Annotated in this window: 13 protein-coding genes; 12 read left to right on the top strand and 1 reads right to left on the bottom strand. The window is 32.5% G+C overall.

From position 1 onward, the window contains the following. The first annotated feature begins 15 nt into the window (after positions 1-15). The 11 genes from uvrC to ACOYLT_RS02245 all read left to right on the top strand — a co-directional run bounded on the left by uvrC (position 16) and on the right by ACOYLT_RS02245 (position 14421). A complete protein-coding gene (gene uvrC / locus ACOYLT_RS02195) occupies positions 16-1815 on the top strand; it encodes an excinuclease ABC subunit UvrC (protein ID WP_422852205.1) in 1800 nt (599 codons plus the stop codon). Beyond that, positions 1816-4098, top strand: coding sequence for a patatin-like phospholipase family protein (locus ACOYLT_RS02200; protein ID WP_422852206.1), 2283 nt, complete (start codon positions 1816-1818; stop codon positions 4096-4098). An 88-nt stretch (positions 4099-4186) separates the two neighbouring features. After that, positions 4187-5662 (top strand): amino acid permease, encoded by a 1476-nt coding sequence (locus ACOYLT_RS02205; RefSeq protein ID WP_422852207.1) that lies wholly within the window; start codon positions 4187-4189, stop codon positions 5660-5662. Between the two features lie 256 nt (positions 5663-5918). Continuing rightward, on the top strand, positions 5919-7076 hold the full coding sequence (locus ACOYLT_RS02210) for a homogentisate 1,2-dioxygenase (RefSeq protein ID WP_422852208.1): 1158 nt from the start codon (positions 5919-5921) through the stop codon (positions 7074-7076). Positions 7077-7144: 68 nt separating this feature from the next. Continuing rightward, positions 7145-8305, top strand: a complete 1161-nt coding sequence (gene hppD / locus ACOYLT_RS02215) for a 4-hydroxyphenylpyruvate dioxygenase (RefSeq protein WP_422852209.1) — start codon at positions 7145-7147, stop codon at positions 8303-8305. A gap of 293 nt (positions 8306-8598) precedes the next feature. Beyond that, positions 8599-9375 carry a DUF3108 domain-containing protein gene (locus ACOYLT_RS02220; protein ID WP_422852210.1) on the top strand — a complete coding sequence of 259 codons (777 nt, stop codon included), beginning with the start codon at positions 8599-8601 and terminating at the stop codon, positions 9373-9375. Then, complete coding sequence (locus ACOYLT_RS02225; protein WP_422852211.1) at positions 9375-10304, top strand: tryptophan 2,3-dioxygenase family protein; 930 nt, start codon at positions 9375-9377, stop codon at positions 10302-10304. Before ACOYLT_RS02220 ends, ACOYLT_RS02225 begins: the two co-directional genes overlap by 1 nt. A gap of 4 nt (positions 10305-10308) precedes the next feature. Next, entirely contained in the window at positions 10309-11550 is a 1242-nt protein-coding gene (locus tag ACOYLT_RS02230; RefSeq protein ID WP_422852212.1) for a peptidoglycan DD-metalloendopeptidase family protein, read from the top strand. Positions 11551-11640: 90 nt separating this feature from the next. Then, on the top strand, positions 11641-13284 hold the full coding sequence (pgi, locus tag ACOYLT_RS02235) for a glucose-6-phosphate isomerase (RefSeq protein ID WP_422852213.1): 1644 nt from the start codon (positions 11641-11643) through the stop codon (positions 13282-13284). 81 nt (positions 13285-13365) lie between these two features. After that, positions 13366-13794 carry a hypothetical protein gene (locus tag ACOYLT_RS02240; protein WP_422852214.1) on the top strand — a complete coding sequence of 143 codons (429 nt, stop codon included), beginning with the start codon at positions 13366-13368 and terminating at the stop codon, positions 13792-13794. A 78-nt stretch (positions 13795-13872) separates the two neighbouring features. Next, the gene (locus tag ACOYLT_RS02245; protein WP_422852215.1) at positions 13873-14421 is read left to right on the top strand and encodes a septal ring lytic transglycosylase RlpA family protein; all 549 of its coding nucleotides are present in this window, start codon (positions 13873-13875) and stop codon (positions 14419-14421) included. Between the two features lie 2 nt (positions 14422-14423). Here ACOYLT_RS02245 and ACOYLT_RS02250 read toward each other — a convergent pair whose 3' ends face one another. Beyond that, positions 14424-14891, bottom strand: a complete 468-nt coding sequence (locus tag ACOYLT_RS02250) for a CYTH domain-containing protein (protein ID WP_422852216.1) — start codon at positions 14889-14891, stop codon at positions 14424-14426. A gap of 40 nt (positions 14892-14931) precedes the next feature. On the opposite strand from ACOYLT_RS02250, the gene dinB reads away from it, so the two are divergent. Continuing rightward, complete coding sequence (gene dinB, locus ACOYLT_RS02255; protein ID WP_422852217.1) at positions 14932-16014, top strand: DNA polymerase IV; 1083 nt, start codon at positions 14932-14934, stop codon at positions 16012-16014. The last annotated feature ends 28 nt before the right edge of the window (positions 16015-16042 follow it).

The raw sequence follows: 16042 nt of genomic DNA on the forward strand, positions 1-16042 counted from the left end.
AATCAAAAATTCTTAATGTCAACTCCTACTTTAGAACTTCAAATACAATCTTTGCCAAATAATCCTGGCGTATATCAGTATTATGACAAAGAAGGAAAAATACTTTATGTAGGTAAAGCTAAAAACTTAAAAAAAAGAGTTGCTTCCTATTTCAACAAGCTTCACGATAATGCCAAAACTAATGTTTTGGTTAAAAAAATTGTTGAAATAAAACACATTGTCGTTTCTTCGGAAGCTGATGCCTTGTTGCTTGAAAACAACCTCATCAAAAAATTACAACCTCGTTATAATGTCTTGCTCAAGGATGATAAAACCTATCCTTGGATTTGCATCAAAAAAGAACCGTTTTCTAGAATATTTCCAACTCGAAGAATGGTAAAAGATGGCTCGGAATATTTTGGCCCTTATACCAATTTTAAGACGGTCAATACAATTTTGGATTTAATAAAAGAATTGTATCCGCTACGAACCTGTAACTATGATTTAAGTGAAGCCAATGTCAAATCGAGTAAATATAAAGTGTGTTTGGAGTATCATCTAGGAAACTGCAAAGGACCATGTGAAGGATACGAAACGCTAGAAAATTACCAAAAACAAGTGGATGCCATTCGCGAAATTCTGAAAGGAAACTTTAAAAATAGTATGCGCGATTTTAAAAAACTCATGCAAGAATTGGCAACAGAAATGAAATTTGAAGCTGCTCAAAAAATCAAAGAAAAAATTGAAGTTTTAGAAAATTACCAATCACGTTCTACGATTTTAAATCCAAAAATATCCAATGTGGATGTTTTTTCAATCGTTTCTGATGAAACCATGGCCTATGTTAATTTTCTACAAATTTCTCATGGTGCTATTATTCGTTCTTTTACTTTGGAACTGAAAAAGAAATTGGACGAAACCGATGAAGAACTATTAGAATTAGCCGTTGTAGAACTTCGAGGGCGTTTTAATTTGATAACCAAAGAAATTATTTTACCATTCCCTTTGGATTTTGGCGATTCATTAAAAGTAACCGTCCCTCAACTTGGTGATAAAAAACAAATACTAGAACTGTCACAACGCAATGCAAAATACCAGCGTTTAGAACAATTGAAACAAATTCAAATTGTTGATCCAGAGCGACACACTAATAGAATAATGGCGCAAATGCAAAAAGATTTACGCCTTTCCATAGAACCAAGACATATTGAATGTTTTGATAATTCAAATATTCAAGGAACAAATCCTGTTTCGGCTTGTGTGGTTTTTAAAGATGGAAAACCAAGTAAGAAAGACTATCGCCATTTTAATATCAAAACGGTAGAAGGCCCGAATGATTTTGCTTCTATGGAAGAAGTAGTTTATAGAAGATACAAACGATTATTGGATGAAAATCAATCATTACCACAACTGATAATTATAGATGGTGGAAAAGGACAATTATCGTCTGCTTTAAAAAGCATTGATGATTTAGGTTTACGAGGTAAAATTGCTATAATTGGCATAGCTAAGAGATTGGAAGAGTTATTTTATCCGGGTGATTCAGTCCCTTTATATTTAGATAAAAAATCGGAAACTTTAAAAATTATTCAACATCTTCGCAACGAAGCACACCGATTTGGAATTACTCATCATAGAGATAAACGAAGTAAAACAGCCTTGCAAACTACTATAGAAACCATTCCAGGTATTGGTGAAAAAACTATGTTGACCTTGATAAAACACTTCAAAAGTGTTAAAAGATTACAATTAGCGACAGAAAAAGAAATTTCTGATGTTGTAGGTGTATCAAAAGCAAAAAAAATTTCCGAATTTTACAACATTAGTAAATCCTAAATGTATAAAGAGCCATTAACCATTAGCCAAAAACCATTAGCCAAAAGTAATTTTGTTGCTATAACCTCATCCTTTTTTGCCTATTGCTTATTGCCTATTGCCTTATTGTTGTTTACTCATTCTTCCTATTCACAAGAAAAAACAAACCGCCCAAAAATTGGCCTAGTACTCAGCGGTGGTGGCGCCAAAGGATTTGCTCATATTGGTGTTTTAAAAGCTCTTGAAAAAGCAGGCGTTAAAATTGACTATATAGGAGGAACAAGTATGGGTGCTGTAGTTGGTGGATTATATGCTTCTGGATATAGTGCCACACAAATAGATTCTATTTTTTACAACACTAATTTTGACGAGTTGTTGCAAGATTATATTCCGCGTTCTTCAAAAAGTTTTTATGAAAAACGAAATGACGAATTATATGCCATTTCATTACCATTTCATAAATTTAAAATTGGAATTCCTATTGCCCTTTCAAAAGGGATGTATAATTATAGTTTATTATGTAAGTTGACACACAAAGTGAGATATATTAAAGATTTTGATAAACTTCCAATACCTTTTTTATGTGTTGCCACAGATATTGAAAAAGGGGAACCTGTTATTTTACGAAGTGGTTATTTAGCTCAAGCAATGTTAGCTAGCTCAGCATTCCCTTCATTATTTTCTCCAGTTGAAATTGATGAGAGATTATTAATTGATGGCGGTGTCATTAACAATTATCCTGTTGAAGAAGTAAGAAATATGGGTGCTGATATTATTATTGGAGTAGATGTTCAAGATGATTTAAAAGATAGGAAATCACTTAATGATGCCACAAGGATTTTAGTCCAAATAACCAATTTGGATATGATTAAAAGCATGCAGGAAAAAAAGAAAATTACAGATATTTATATAAAACCAGATATTTCTAATTATGGCGTAATTTCTTTTAATGAAGGCCAAAAAATTGTAAAAAAAGGAGAAGAAGCAACAATGCTAGAATTAGAAAAATTAAAACTTCTTACAAAGCCATCTATAGAAAACAAAGTCAATTATTTAAATGTTAAAAAAGATACTTTATTTATAAAAAAAATTAGTCTTAGTAAAATTGATAATTATACTAGAGCCTATGTTTTGGGAAAACTTCGTTTTGTAAATGGCAATAAAATCACCTATGATGATTTAAAAACAGGGATTAATAATATCAATGCCACTCAAAATTTTAGCAGAATAAATTACACACTCAAAAGTTATCAAGATGCCGATGAGTTGAAATTAAACCTTACTGAAAACTCAAATAAGACCTTTTTAAAATTTGGATTACATTATGATGGTTTATATAAAAGTGCTCTCTTAGCAAATTTAACTCAAAAAAAATCACTTTTTAAGAATGATGTTGTCTCACTAGATATTGCCCTTGGCGATAATATTAGATATAATTTGGACTATTACATAGATAATGGTTTTTATTGGAGTTTTGGAATGAAATCAAGATTTAATCAATTTAATAGAAACCTCACAACTGACTTTAAGGATGGTGAAATCTTAACTCAACTAGGATTAAACACTATTAATATCGATTTTTCAGATTTCACTAATCAAGCTTATTTGCAGACTGTTTTTATTCAAAAATTTTTAATCGGAGCAGGAATAGAATTTAAACAGTTAAAAATTAAATCTGAAAATTTAGGTAATATCTCTCCAACATTTGAAAACAGCAAATATGGTAGTGTATTTGGTTACCTAAAATATGACTCTTTTGACAATAATTTATTTCCAAAAAAAGGATGGTTTTTTTCAGGTGATATTCAATCTTATCTATATTCTTCTGACTATACAAAAGACTTTAACCGATATTCTATTGCAAAAGCTGAAATTGGATTAGTCAAAACATTTTATGAAAAACTAACATTAAAAATACAAACTGATGCAGGATTAGCTTTTGGGAAAGACAGTGTTCATTTTTTTGATTTTGTACTTGGCGGATATGGTTTTAATACTATTAATAACTTCAAACATTTTTACGGCTATGATTTTTTAAGTGTTTCAGCTGATAGTTTTATTAAATCTTGCTTTACGCTTGATTACGAATTTTACAAAAAAAATCACGTGAATTTTTCTGCAAATTATGCTAATGTAGAAGATGAATTATTCAGTAGCGGAAATTGGTTATCAAAACCAAAATATAACGGATACGCTATTGGATATGGATTAGAGTCTGTGATTGGTCCAATTGAAATTAAACATTCTTGGTCGCCTGAACAAAGAAAAGGGTATACTTATTTTAGTATTGGATTTTGGTTCTAATTATAAAACACACTCAAAAAACTATATTTTTTTAATTATCTGAAACAATAAACTATATTTGAAAAACTATTAACTAAACTAACTATTTATGTCAATTTGGAAAAGAAAACCTATGGCGTTACTTCTTGCTGAAGCGTCAGAATCAGAAAAAGGATTAAAAAGAACTTTGACCGCCTGGTCACTTGTTGCACTAGGAATTGGAGCTATCATTGGAGCTGGGTTATTTGTTAGAACTGCCACTGCTGCTGCCCAAAATGCTGGTCCTTCAGTAACTATTGGTTTTATAGTTGCTGCTATTGGTTGTGCTTTAGCTGGACTTTGTTATGCTGAATTATCTTCATCTATTCCAATTTCAGGAAGTGCTTATACTTATACCTATGCTACCATGGGCGAACTTTTGGCTTGGATTATTGGTTGGGATTTAATTTTGGAATATGCGGTTGGTGCAGCCACCGTTGGAATAGCTTGGAGTGAATATCTCAATAATCTGATGGTCAATGTGCTCCATGTGAATCCTATTCCTTATGAATGGTGTCATTCTCCTTTTCAACATTCTGCAGATGGTGTTAGTGGAATAATCAACTTACCGGCCTTTTTTATCGTTGCTGCCATAAGTTTATTATTAATAAAAGGAACACAAGAATCCGCTTTTGTAAATGGAATTATCGTTGTTGCCAAAGTAGCAATTGTAGTAATGATCATTATTTTCGGATGGCATTTTATCAAGCCTGAAAACCATACTCCTTACATACCCCCTACTTCAATATTCACTGATGAACATGGTGTTGGTCATAATTTTGGTGGTATCATGGGAATACTCGGTGCAGCCGGAACGGTTTTCTTTGCCTTCATAGGTTTTGATGCCGTGAGTACTGCAGCACAAGAAACTATAAACCCTAAACGCAATATGCCAATCGGAATTTTAGGCTCGTTAGCGGTCTGTACCATTTTGTATATTCTTTTTGCGCACGTATTAACCGGTCTTGAATCCGTAGATTTTTTCAGAAATGGCGGGAAAGAAGCGTCTGTAGCGAATGCCATAACATCTGCAATGCCGGGCTATGGGTGGTTAGCACAGTTCGTAACTGTGGCAATATTAGCAGGATTCTCGTCTGTAATCCTAGTTATGTTATTAGGTCAGTCGAGAGTATTTTACTCAATGGGTAAGGATGGTTTATTGCCAAATTCATTCAGTGACATACATCCAAAATACAAAACACCATACAAAGCTAACTTGGTAATTATGGTAATTGTCGGTTTGTTTGCCGCATTTATTCCAGGTGACATTGTTGGTGATATGACAAGCATCGGAACCCTTTTCGCCTTTATCTTAGTTTGTATATCTGTAATTGTATTGCGTAAAACAGAGCCTGATATGAAACGTGAATTCAAAACACCATTTGTACCTTTTGTTCCAATATTAGGTATTTTAGTTTGCCTAGCCATGATTTACGGATTAGGTTGGACAAACTGGTTAAGACTTATAGGTTGGTTAGCTATCGGTTTTGTTGTTTATTTTGGCTACAGCAAGAAAAATAGTAGACTGAATAATCCCAACGAATAAGAGAGCTTAAAATTAAAATACAGAAAGGATTAATGGGTTCGCTCTTTAATCCTTTTTTTGTTAAAAATTGGTAATTATTATTTCTAAAAGTTATATTTTTCCGATATTTGTTAGATGAAAAAATGGGATAATCTATTAGCTCACCTTAAATTCCTCATCAAGAGAAATCCTGAATGAGTTTTTTTAATACGAATAAATATTAATTTGAACCCATTTTCAAATTATCTCATTTTCAAATTTTCAAATTAAAAATACTATGCCATTATATCATAAACTAGGAAATATTCCGCCCAAAAGACACACACAGTTTGAAAAACCAAAAGGGGGTTTGTACTATGAACAGCTTTTTGGAACTGAAGGGTTTCATGGGCATTCTTCATTGCTATATCACACTTACAGACCAACTCAAGTCAAGGAAATAAACAAGTCATACTCAGTAGAACCAAAAATTGCTATTGGTAAAAACATCAAATCGTTACTTCTAAAAGGCTTCGAATTAAAACCCGAAGATGATTTTCTAGACAGCAGAAAAGCAATGCTTGTTAACCGCGATTGTATTATCGGATTGGCAGCGCCAAGAAAATCATTAACAAGCTATTTCTACAAAAATGCCGATGCCGATGAACTGATTTTTATCCATAGAGGAAAAGGAAAACTCCGCACTATGATGGGAAATATCCAATTTGAATATGGAGATTATCTTATCGTTCCACGCGGAATGATTTACCAAATTGAATTCGAAACCGAAGATAACCGATTGTTTTATGTCGAGTCGTATGCACCATTTTATACTCCAAAACGATACAAAAACGCATCAGGCCAACATTTAGAACACTCCCCTTTTTGCGAACGCGATTTCAAATTGCCCACCGAATTAGAAACACACGATAAAAAGGGCGATTTTACAATAAAAATCAAAAAGGAAGGGATGCTACACGAAATGGTTTATGCCACGCATCCTTTTGACGTTGTTGGTTGGGATGGATACAATTTTCCATATGGATTCAGCATTCATAATTTTGAACCCATAACGGGTCGTGTGCACCAGCCGCCGCCTGTGCACCAAACTTTTGAAACAGCTACTTTTGTGGTTTGTTCGTTCTGCCCTAGGTTGTATGATTACCATCCAAAAGCGATTCCGGCTCCATACAATCACAGCAATATCGATAGCGACGAGGTTTTGTATTACGTTGATGGCGATTTTATGTCAAGAAATAATATCGAACAAGGTCATATTACATTACATCCGAAAGGAATTCCACACGGACCAGCACCCGGAGCAATGGAACGTAGCATCGGTCAAACCGTAACACAGGAATTAGCCGTTATGGTAGACACATTCCGCCCATTAATGGTAACTGAAGAAGCCATAGGATTAGACGACGGTCAATATTATAAATCTTGGGTAGAGTAACAATTAAATAGTAAATTAAGCTCCACATATTTCACTTTATTCGTGAATTTGTGGCTAAAATAAACATCATGAGTAAAGAAGTAAAATCCTTAGAATATGGACTCGAAAAAATATTTGAAGGCGCACAAGATTTCCTTCCACTTTTAGGTACAGATTATGTTGAGTTCTATGTTGGTAACGCAAAACAATCTGCACATTATTACAAAACAGCATTTGGGTATCAGTCTTTGGCTTATTCCGGTCTAGAAACCGGTGTAAAAGACAGAGCAAGCTATGTATTAAAACAAGATAAAATCCGTTTAGTATTAACTACACCTTTACATCCTGATTCTCCCATTAATCAACACATCGTTAAACATGGTGATGGGGTAAAAGTAGTAGCACTATGGGTGGAAGATGCTACAAAATCATTTGAAGAAACTACAAAACGTGGTGCACGTCCATTTATGGAACCTACCGTTGAAAAAGATGAACATGGAGAAGTCGTTCGTTCAGGAATATACACCTATGGTGAAACGGTTCATATTTTTGTAGAACGAAAAAATTATAATGGTGTTTTTCTTCCTGGATACAAAGAATGGAAATCAGATTATAACCCATCAGCTGTTGGATTAAAATATATTGACCACATGGTTGGAAATGTAGGTTGGGGAGAAATGAACCAATGGGTTAAATTCTACGAAGATGTTATGGGATTTGTCAATTTCTTATCATTTGATGACAAACAAATTCATACCGAATATTCCGCCTTGATGAGTAAGGTTATGAGTAACGGCAATGGTAGAATTAAATTTCCAATAAACGAACCTGCAGAAGGAAAGAAAAGATCTCAAATTGAAGAATATTTAGATTTTTATGGTGGTCCAGGAGTACAACACATTGCAATTGCTACTGATGACATCATTACTACAGTTTCTCAACTAAGAGCTCGAGGAGTTGAGTTCTTGTCAGCGCCACCACATGCTTATTATCAAGCCATTCCCGAAAGATTAGGAGTTCATATGGATACGATGAAAGAAGACATTAATGAAATTGAAAAACTAGCTATTATGGTTGATGCAGATGAAGACGGTTATTTACTACAAATTTTTACAAAGCCAGTGGAAGATCGTCCAACATTATTTTTTGAAATTATTCAAAGAATGGGTGCAAAAGGATTTGGTGCTGGAAATTTTAAAGCTTTATTTGAGTCTATCGAGAGGGAACAAATGTTGCGAGGGACATTATAAAAAAAATAATATCATTACAGAATTAACAAAATATAACGATATAGTTAATATTTTTTTGCTAAAAATCTGTTAAAGTTGAAATTTTACTTTTAATTATGCAATAGATTATAGTATATTTGTACCATCAAAAAATCAAGGAGTGGTTTCCTTATTTTTTTACATAAATTTTCATAATTTATAGTTTTTTGGTTGGTTAATAGCATAAAAACTCAGTCTTTAATTTGGCTGGGTTTTTTTGCTTTAATATATTTGGAATGGATATTGTAAATACTGAATTAAAAACAATTAAAAACATGAAAAAATATTTCTTCCTACTATTGCTTTTTATTACAGTAAGTTTTGATTCTCAAAAACCTGAAGCTTACGATGTTGGTGAATGGTTTAAATTCAGAATTCATTATGGTTTTATAAATGCTGGATACGCTACACTCGAAGTTCAAGAAGCTATTAAAAACAACAAAAAAGTTTACCACGCCATTGGCAAAGGATATACAGTAGGCATGTCAAGGTTTTTCTTTAAAGTTAATGATAATTATGAAAGTTATTTTGATAAAACGTCGAATAAACCTTATCAATTTGTAAGACAAATAGATGAAGGAGGTTACACTAAAAATCAAGAAGGGTTTTTTAATCAAGAAGATAATAAAGTGCTTATTAAAGATTATAAAAACAAAACAGAAAAAACATTCCCAGTTACAGAAAATGTACAGGATATTATTTCTACTTTTTATTTTTTAAGAAACTACCCAAATATTGACAAACTAAAAGTTGGGGAATCGGTATTTGTCGACATGTTTTTTGACAATGAAACCTTTAAGTTTAAGTTAAAATTCATAGGAAAAGAAAATATAAAAACTAAATTTGGAACTGCACCAGCAATGATATTTAGGCCAATAGTTCAATCTGGTAGAGTTTTTAAAGAAGAAGAAAGCTTAACAGTTTGGATTTCCGATGACGAAAACAAAATCCCTCTAAGGATAAAAGCCAGCTTGGCAGTGGGCTCAATAAAAGCAGAATTAGAAGGCTTCAAAGGATTAAAAAATCCATTTATGGTAAAATTAAATGACTAATGAATAGTAAAAACAATACGAATGAAATTTTAGAGGCTTTAGAAAAAAAATTTGAAGCTATAAATCAAAAAACCGAAACCCATTTAGAAGGACTTATTTGGTCAAAACCTATAACTTATTGGGATTATATTCAAACCGATGCCTTATTAAATTTACAAACTCAAAGAACTGTTTTGCCTGATGAAATGGTTTTTATCATGTACCATCAAGTAAACGAATTATTGTTCAAAATGATACTTTGGGAAATAAATCAATTGTGTCATACTGAAAAACCAAAAACTGATTTTTTTACTGAAAAACTAAGAAGAATAAGCCGCTATTTTGATATGCTAACCACTTCATTTGATATTATGGGTGACGGAATGGAAGTGGCTCAGTATATGAAATTCAGAAATACTTTAACCCCAGCAAGTGGTTTTCAAAGCGCCCAATATAGACTAATCGAATTCTCCTCAACCGATTTGATAAATTTGATTGATTATCGTTTTAGATCAACTATTGACAGGAATACACCTTATACTCATGCTTTTGAACATTTGTATTGGCAAGCTGCTGGAAAAGATTATCAAACAGGTGAAAAATCATTTTTAATATTAGAATTTGAGAGAAAATATAAAGAAGAATTTCTTCGTAGTATGGAAGAATATAATACTATAAATATTTGGCAAAAATTCAAACAACTTCCTCTAGAAGACCAAAAAAATGAAGCATTAGTTAATGCCATGCGTCATTATGATCATACCATTAACATCACTTGGGTTATGGGACATTTAAATGCTGCCAAAAAATATATTGATAGCGGACAAGGTTCGGGAGAAGCAACAGGAGGAAGCGATTGGAAAAAATACATGCATCCAAAATACCAAAGAAGGATATTTTTCCCAGAGTTGTGGAGTGAAGAGGAATTAAAAAATTGGGGCGAGGAATAACAATATGATTTATAAGTTCCTCAACTTTTTTTGTCTTTTTTGTCTTTTGGTTTTTTCATTAAGTTCTTGTGAAAAATCGAAAGAGGAACAAATTATTGCTGGAAAACCTAAATACAAATTAGTAGATTTTGGATTTAATCTGCATGATTTCAATATTGTCAATGATACTATACAATCCGGAGATACTTTTGGAAGTTTACTAGAAAAACAAAACTTAAAAGGTCAACAAGTTTTTGATATTGTTGCTAAGGTAAAAGATACTTTTGATGTTAGAACCATTAGAATTGGAAAAGCATATACTATTCTGAGAACTAAAGATAAAACCAATAAAATTCAAGTTTTTATTTATCAACCCGACCGTTTGAATTATTATATTGTAGATTTTAGAGACACCATAATAGCTTACAAAAAAACCAGGCCATTAACTTTAAAAACTAGAACAATTGCTGGTGAATTAAATGGTTCCTTATCCGAAACATTACAAAATCTTGATGTTGACCCGTCATTAGCGACAAGAATTGCAAAAGTTTATGCTTGGTCTATTGACTTTTTCAAATTACAAAAAGGAGATAAATTTGGCTTGACCTTTTCGGAAAGATATATAAATGATACTATTTATGATGGAGTTGACAGTTTAAAAGCAGCGTTTTTTGAATATAAAGGCAAAAATATTTATGCCTTCCCATTTTCTCCAGATGGAAGTACTAACAAACAACAATTTTTTGATGAAGAAGGGAAAACATTGAAAAATTTCTTCTTGAAAGCCCCTTTAAAATTTGTAAATATCACTTCACGTTATACCAGAAGCAGATTTCATCCGGTACAAAAAATTTGGAAAGCTCACAATGGTACAGATTATGCTGCTCCAACAGGAACTCCAATTATGACAACCGCAGCAGGAGTTGTAGAACAAGCTGGTTATACAACCGGCAACGGAAATTTTGTAAAAGTAAAACACGACAGAACATACTCTACTCAATACCTACACATGTCAAAAATAGTTGTTCGCCGCGGACAAAGAGTTACACAAGGACAAGTAATTGGGAAAGTTGGAAGTACGGGATTGGCAACTGGCCCTCATGTTTGTTATCGTTTTTGGAAAAATGGAGTTCAGGTAGATGCTTTACGATTAAAGCTTCCCACATCAACTCCTATGGATTCTAAATACAAACAAAAATATTTGGAATATATGAAACCTCTAAAAAGAACTTTGGACAGTGTAGCTGCGATAAATTCAAAGAAATAATATTTTTTTCGTCAACTACAACGTTGCAGTTCAAATTTACTGAATTTTATACCAATCAAATTTGTAAATTTGACATTTAAAATATAAAAAATGGCTTTACAAAATATCAATCCCACAAAGACTTCTGCTTGGGAAAAATTAAATCAACATTATGCTCAAATGAAAAACATTTCTATAAAGGAAATGTTTGCAAATGATATTACAAGAGCAGAAAAATTTAACATTCAATGGGAGAATTTCTTACTAGATTATTCCAAAAATAGTATCAATCAAGATACTTTTAATTTACTCCAAGATTTAGCAAAAGAAGTGCATTTGAAAGAAGCTATTGACGCGTATTTTGGTGGAGATAACATCAATCAAACCGAAAATAGAGCAGTACTCCATACCGCTTTACGTTCTCCCAAAAATACTTCCATAAAAGTTGAAGGGAAAAATATAATTCCAGAAATTTTTGAAGTAAAAGATAAAATGAAAAAGTTCTGTAATGAAGTTATTTCAGGACAAAGAAATGGGTTTACAGGGAAAGCGTTTACAGATGTAGTCAATATCGGGATTGGTGGTTCAGACCTTGGTCCAGCTATGGTTGTTGAAGGATTGCAGTTTTACAAAAATCATTTGAATATTCATTTTGTATCCAATGTTGATGGTGATCATGTAAATGAAATTATAAAAAAAATAAATCCCGAAACCACACTTTTCGTAATTGCTTCTAAAACATTTACTACACAAGAAACACTTACCAATGCTGAAACTATTCGAGCTTGGTTTTTGAAAACGGCAAAAAAAGAAGATGTTGCAAAACATTTTGTAGCAGTTTCAACTAACATTCAAAATGTTACAGAATTTGGCATCAATCCCGATAATATTTTTCCAATGTGGGATTGGGTTGGTGGTCGTTTTTCACTTTGGAGCGCAGTTGGTTTATCAATAAGTTTAGCTGTTGGTTTTGATAATTTTGATGAATTATTAAATGGTGCTCACGAAATGGATAACCATTTCAAAAACGAAACTTTTGACAAAAATATTCCAGTTGTTTTAGCACTATTGAGTATTTGGTACAATAACTTTTTTGGTGCCGAAAGCGAAGCTTTAATTCCTTACACTCAATACTTGCAAAAATTAGCACCATATCTTCAACAAGGCATCATGGAAAGTAACGGAAAGAGCATAGGCCGCGATGGGAAACCAGTAAATTATCAAACTGGAACTATCATTTGGGGCGAACCAGGAACCAATTCCCAACATGCATTTTTTCAATTAATTCATCAAGGCACAAAACTTATACCAACTGATTTTATTGGTTTTGTTGAGCCACTATATGGCAATCAAGACCATCATGACAAGTTGATGTCCAACTTTTTTGCGCAGACAGAAGCTTTACTAAATGGCAAAACTGCAGCACAAGTAAATGCTGAATTTGTTAAGCAAAACATTACAGGAGATAAAGCTGATTTTCTGTTACCTTTCAAAGTATTTACTGGGAATAAACCAACAAATACGTTATTAATTCAAAAATTGACTCCAAAATCGCTAGGTTCATTAGTTGCATTATACGAGCACAAAATTTTTGTTCAAGGTGTAATCTGGAATATTTTTAGTTATGATCAATGGGGCGTTGAACTTGGAAAACAATTAGCTAATTCTATTTTAGAAGAAATTCATTCAGGAGTTGTAAAAAAACACGATAGTTCTACAGAATTTTTATTAAACCATTTTCTGAAAAACAAATAATGGAACATATCCTAAAACCTCTCTAATTAGTGCCGTTTTTTTATCTCTTTTCTCTATATTTGTTTTTCTAAAAATAACACTATGTATCATTTTATTCAAAAATTTCATTCTGGTTGGGCTTATTTAGCCTTATTTTTATTAGTAGTAGCCGTGATAAATTCCATTATTGGAATGTCTTCAAAAAAAGTGTTTACCGCTAATGACCGAAAAATAGCTTTGTTTGGTTTAATAGCAACTCACATTCAATTGGTAGTTGGTTTGATTCTATATTTTATTTCTCCGTTAGGCTCTGCTTCTATCGGTCAAATGGCGGATTCAAATGTGCGTTTAACTTGGTTAGAGCATCCTCTAATTAATGTGATAGCTATAGTTTTAATTACTATTGGATGGTCAAAACACAAAAAAGGAGATACAAACACTGCAAAATTTAAATCCATTGCACTATTCTATTTCTTGGGATTAGTCTTAATCTTGAGTAGAATTCCTTGGAATTTGTGGTTTAACAAATAAATTAAAAAGTCCTTAAAAGGACTTTTTTTATCAAGGTATAGTTTTTGAAAATCAATTTATACTTTTAAAAAGTAAACAATGAATAAAAAAATAAAAATATTCTTTTTATCAATTATAACAACCCTTTTATCTTCCAGTTTTTCAGCTGCTTATGCACAACAAAAAGATAAAAACAAAGATAAAGTAAAGGCGGTAGTGGTAAAAGAGGATAAAGTGAAAACAAAAGTAGCAGTACTTTCAAAAAAAGACTCGTTAAAAACCAAAGAAATAGAAGAGATTACGGAAATCGCTGATTCCGTTAAAACCGAGGTCAATTTAAAATTTAAATTCTACAAAAAAAATGCGCATGCTTCTTATTATGCTCAAAAATTTAATGGTAGAAGAACTGCAAGTGGTACTCGATTTGATAATACAAAATACACAGCCGCTCACAAAAAATTACCTTTTGGGACAAAAGTAAGAGTTACTAATGAAGTCAATGGGAAATCAGTTATTGTGGAAATTACAGATCGCGGGCCATTCTCAAAAGTTCGTGAAATTGATTTAACAAAAAAAGCTTTTATGGAATTAGCAAACAATAAAAATTCTGGAGCTGTGATTGTTAAACTTGAAGTTGAAGCAAACTAAAATTACCAATCTTTGAAAGGAAAATTGCTTAAAAAGGCATTATAAAATCGCTGATCATTAGTAACTTCTTTTCCAAGCCAATGTGGTTTTTCAAAAACTTCATCTTCCGATTGTAGTTCTATTTCGGCTATTATCAATCCTTCATTATCTCCTGAAAAAACATCTACTTCAAAAATGTGATTGCCAACTTTCACTTCGTGACGAATTTTATCAATTATTCCGCTTTCGCAAATAGTTAATAATTTTTCGGCATCAGAAACGGCTATTTCTCTTTCCCATTCTAATCGGGTGGTGCCAGTTTCATTTCCTTTTCCTTTAATGGTTAAATACGCTTTATCGGTTTTAATTCTAACACGAACAGTGCGTTCTGGGTTGGAATTTAAATACCCTTGAACAATTCTTTTTTTAGAAAAAGCAGCTGAAATAAAGCCATCAGAAAGGACTAAAAACTTTCGTTCTATTTCTATCATTGGATACAAATTTTATCGAAAGATACTATAAATTTGTGATATGGCTGAACCGGTTTCTTTTCGAAAAATCATTCATATCGACATGGATTCTTTTTATGCTTCGGTAGAGCAAATGGACAATCCTGAGTTGAAAGGAAAACCATTGGCCGTTGGAGGAAGTGAAGTTCGTGGTGTGGTTTCAGCAGCAAGTTATGAAGCTAGGAAATTTGGAGTTCGTAGCGCCATGAGTGGCATTCAAGCTAAAAGAAATTGTCCCGATTTACTATTTGTTCGCCCAAGATTTGACCGTTACAAAGAAATTTCAAAACAAATCAGAAAAATTTTTCACGAATACACCGATTTGGTTGAACCTTTGTCTCTGGACGAAGCTTATCTAGATGTTACCCAAAACAAAAAGGGAAATCCTAGTGCTTCTTTAATTGCACAAGAAATTAGAAAACAAATTTTTGAAGAAGTTGGACTTAATGCATCTGCTGGAATTTCAATCAATAAATTTGTAGCAAAAATTGCTAGCGATTATAACAAACCCAACGGACAAAAAACGGTAAATCCTGAAGATGTGGAAACTTTTTTGGAAAATCTAGACATCAAAAAATTCTATGGTATTGGCAAAGTTACTAGAGATAGGATGTACCATTTAGGGATTTTTACGGGAAAAGATTTAAAATCAAAATCAAAAGAATTTCTAGAGGAACATTTTAGCAAAAGTGGCTTGCATTTCTATAACATAGTTAGAGGCATTCACAATAGCGAAGTGAAACCCAATCGAATTACAAAATCAGTTGCAGCAGAACATACATTTAACGAAAACTTGACTTCCGAAATTTTTATGATAGAAAAACTAGAACGGATAGCCAACGAATTGGAAAATCGTTTAAAAAAACAAAACCTCTCAGGAAAAACAGTAACCTTAAAAATCAAATACAGCGATTTTACGACACAAACTAGAAGCAAGACTTTGCCTTACTTTATTTCGGATAAAGGATTGTTGCTTGAAGTCGCAAAAGAACTACTGTTTCAAGAAAGGATGAAAGAGTCGGTGCGATTACTTGGTATTTCCTTAAATAATTTAAACACCGAAATCAAAAAGACAATTATTGTGCAATTGAAATTTGAGTTTTAAATATAAAAAAACCAACTCGAGAGCTGGT

It is taken from the genome of Flavobacterium sp., assembly GCF_049318185.1.
GTDB lineage: Bacteria > Bacteroidota > Bacteroidia > Flavobacteriales > Flavobacteriaceae > Flavobacterium.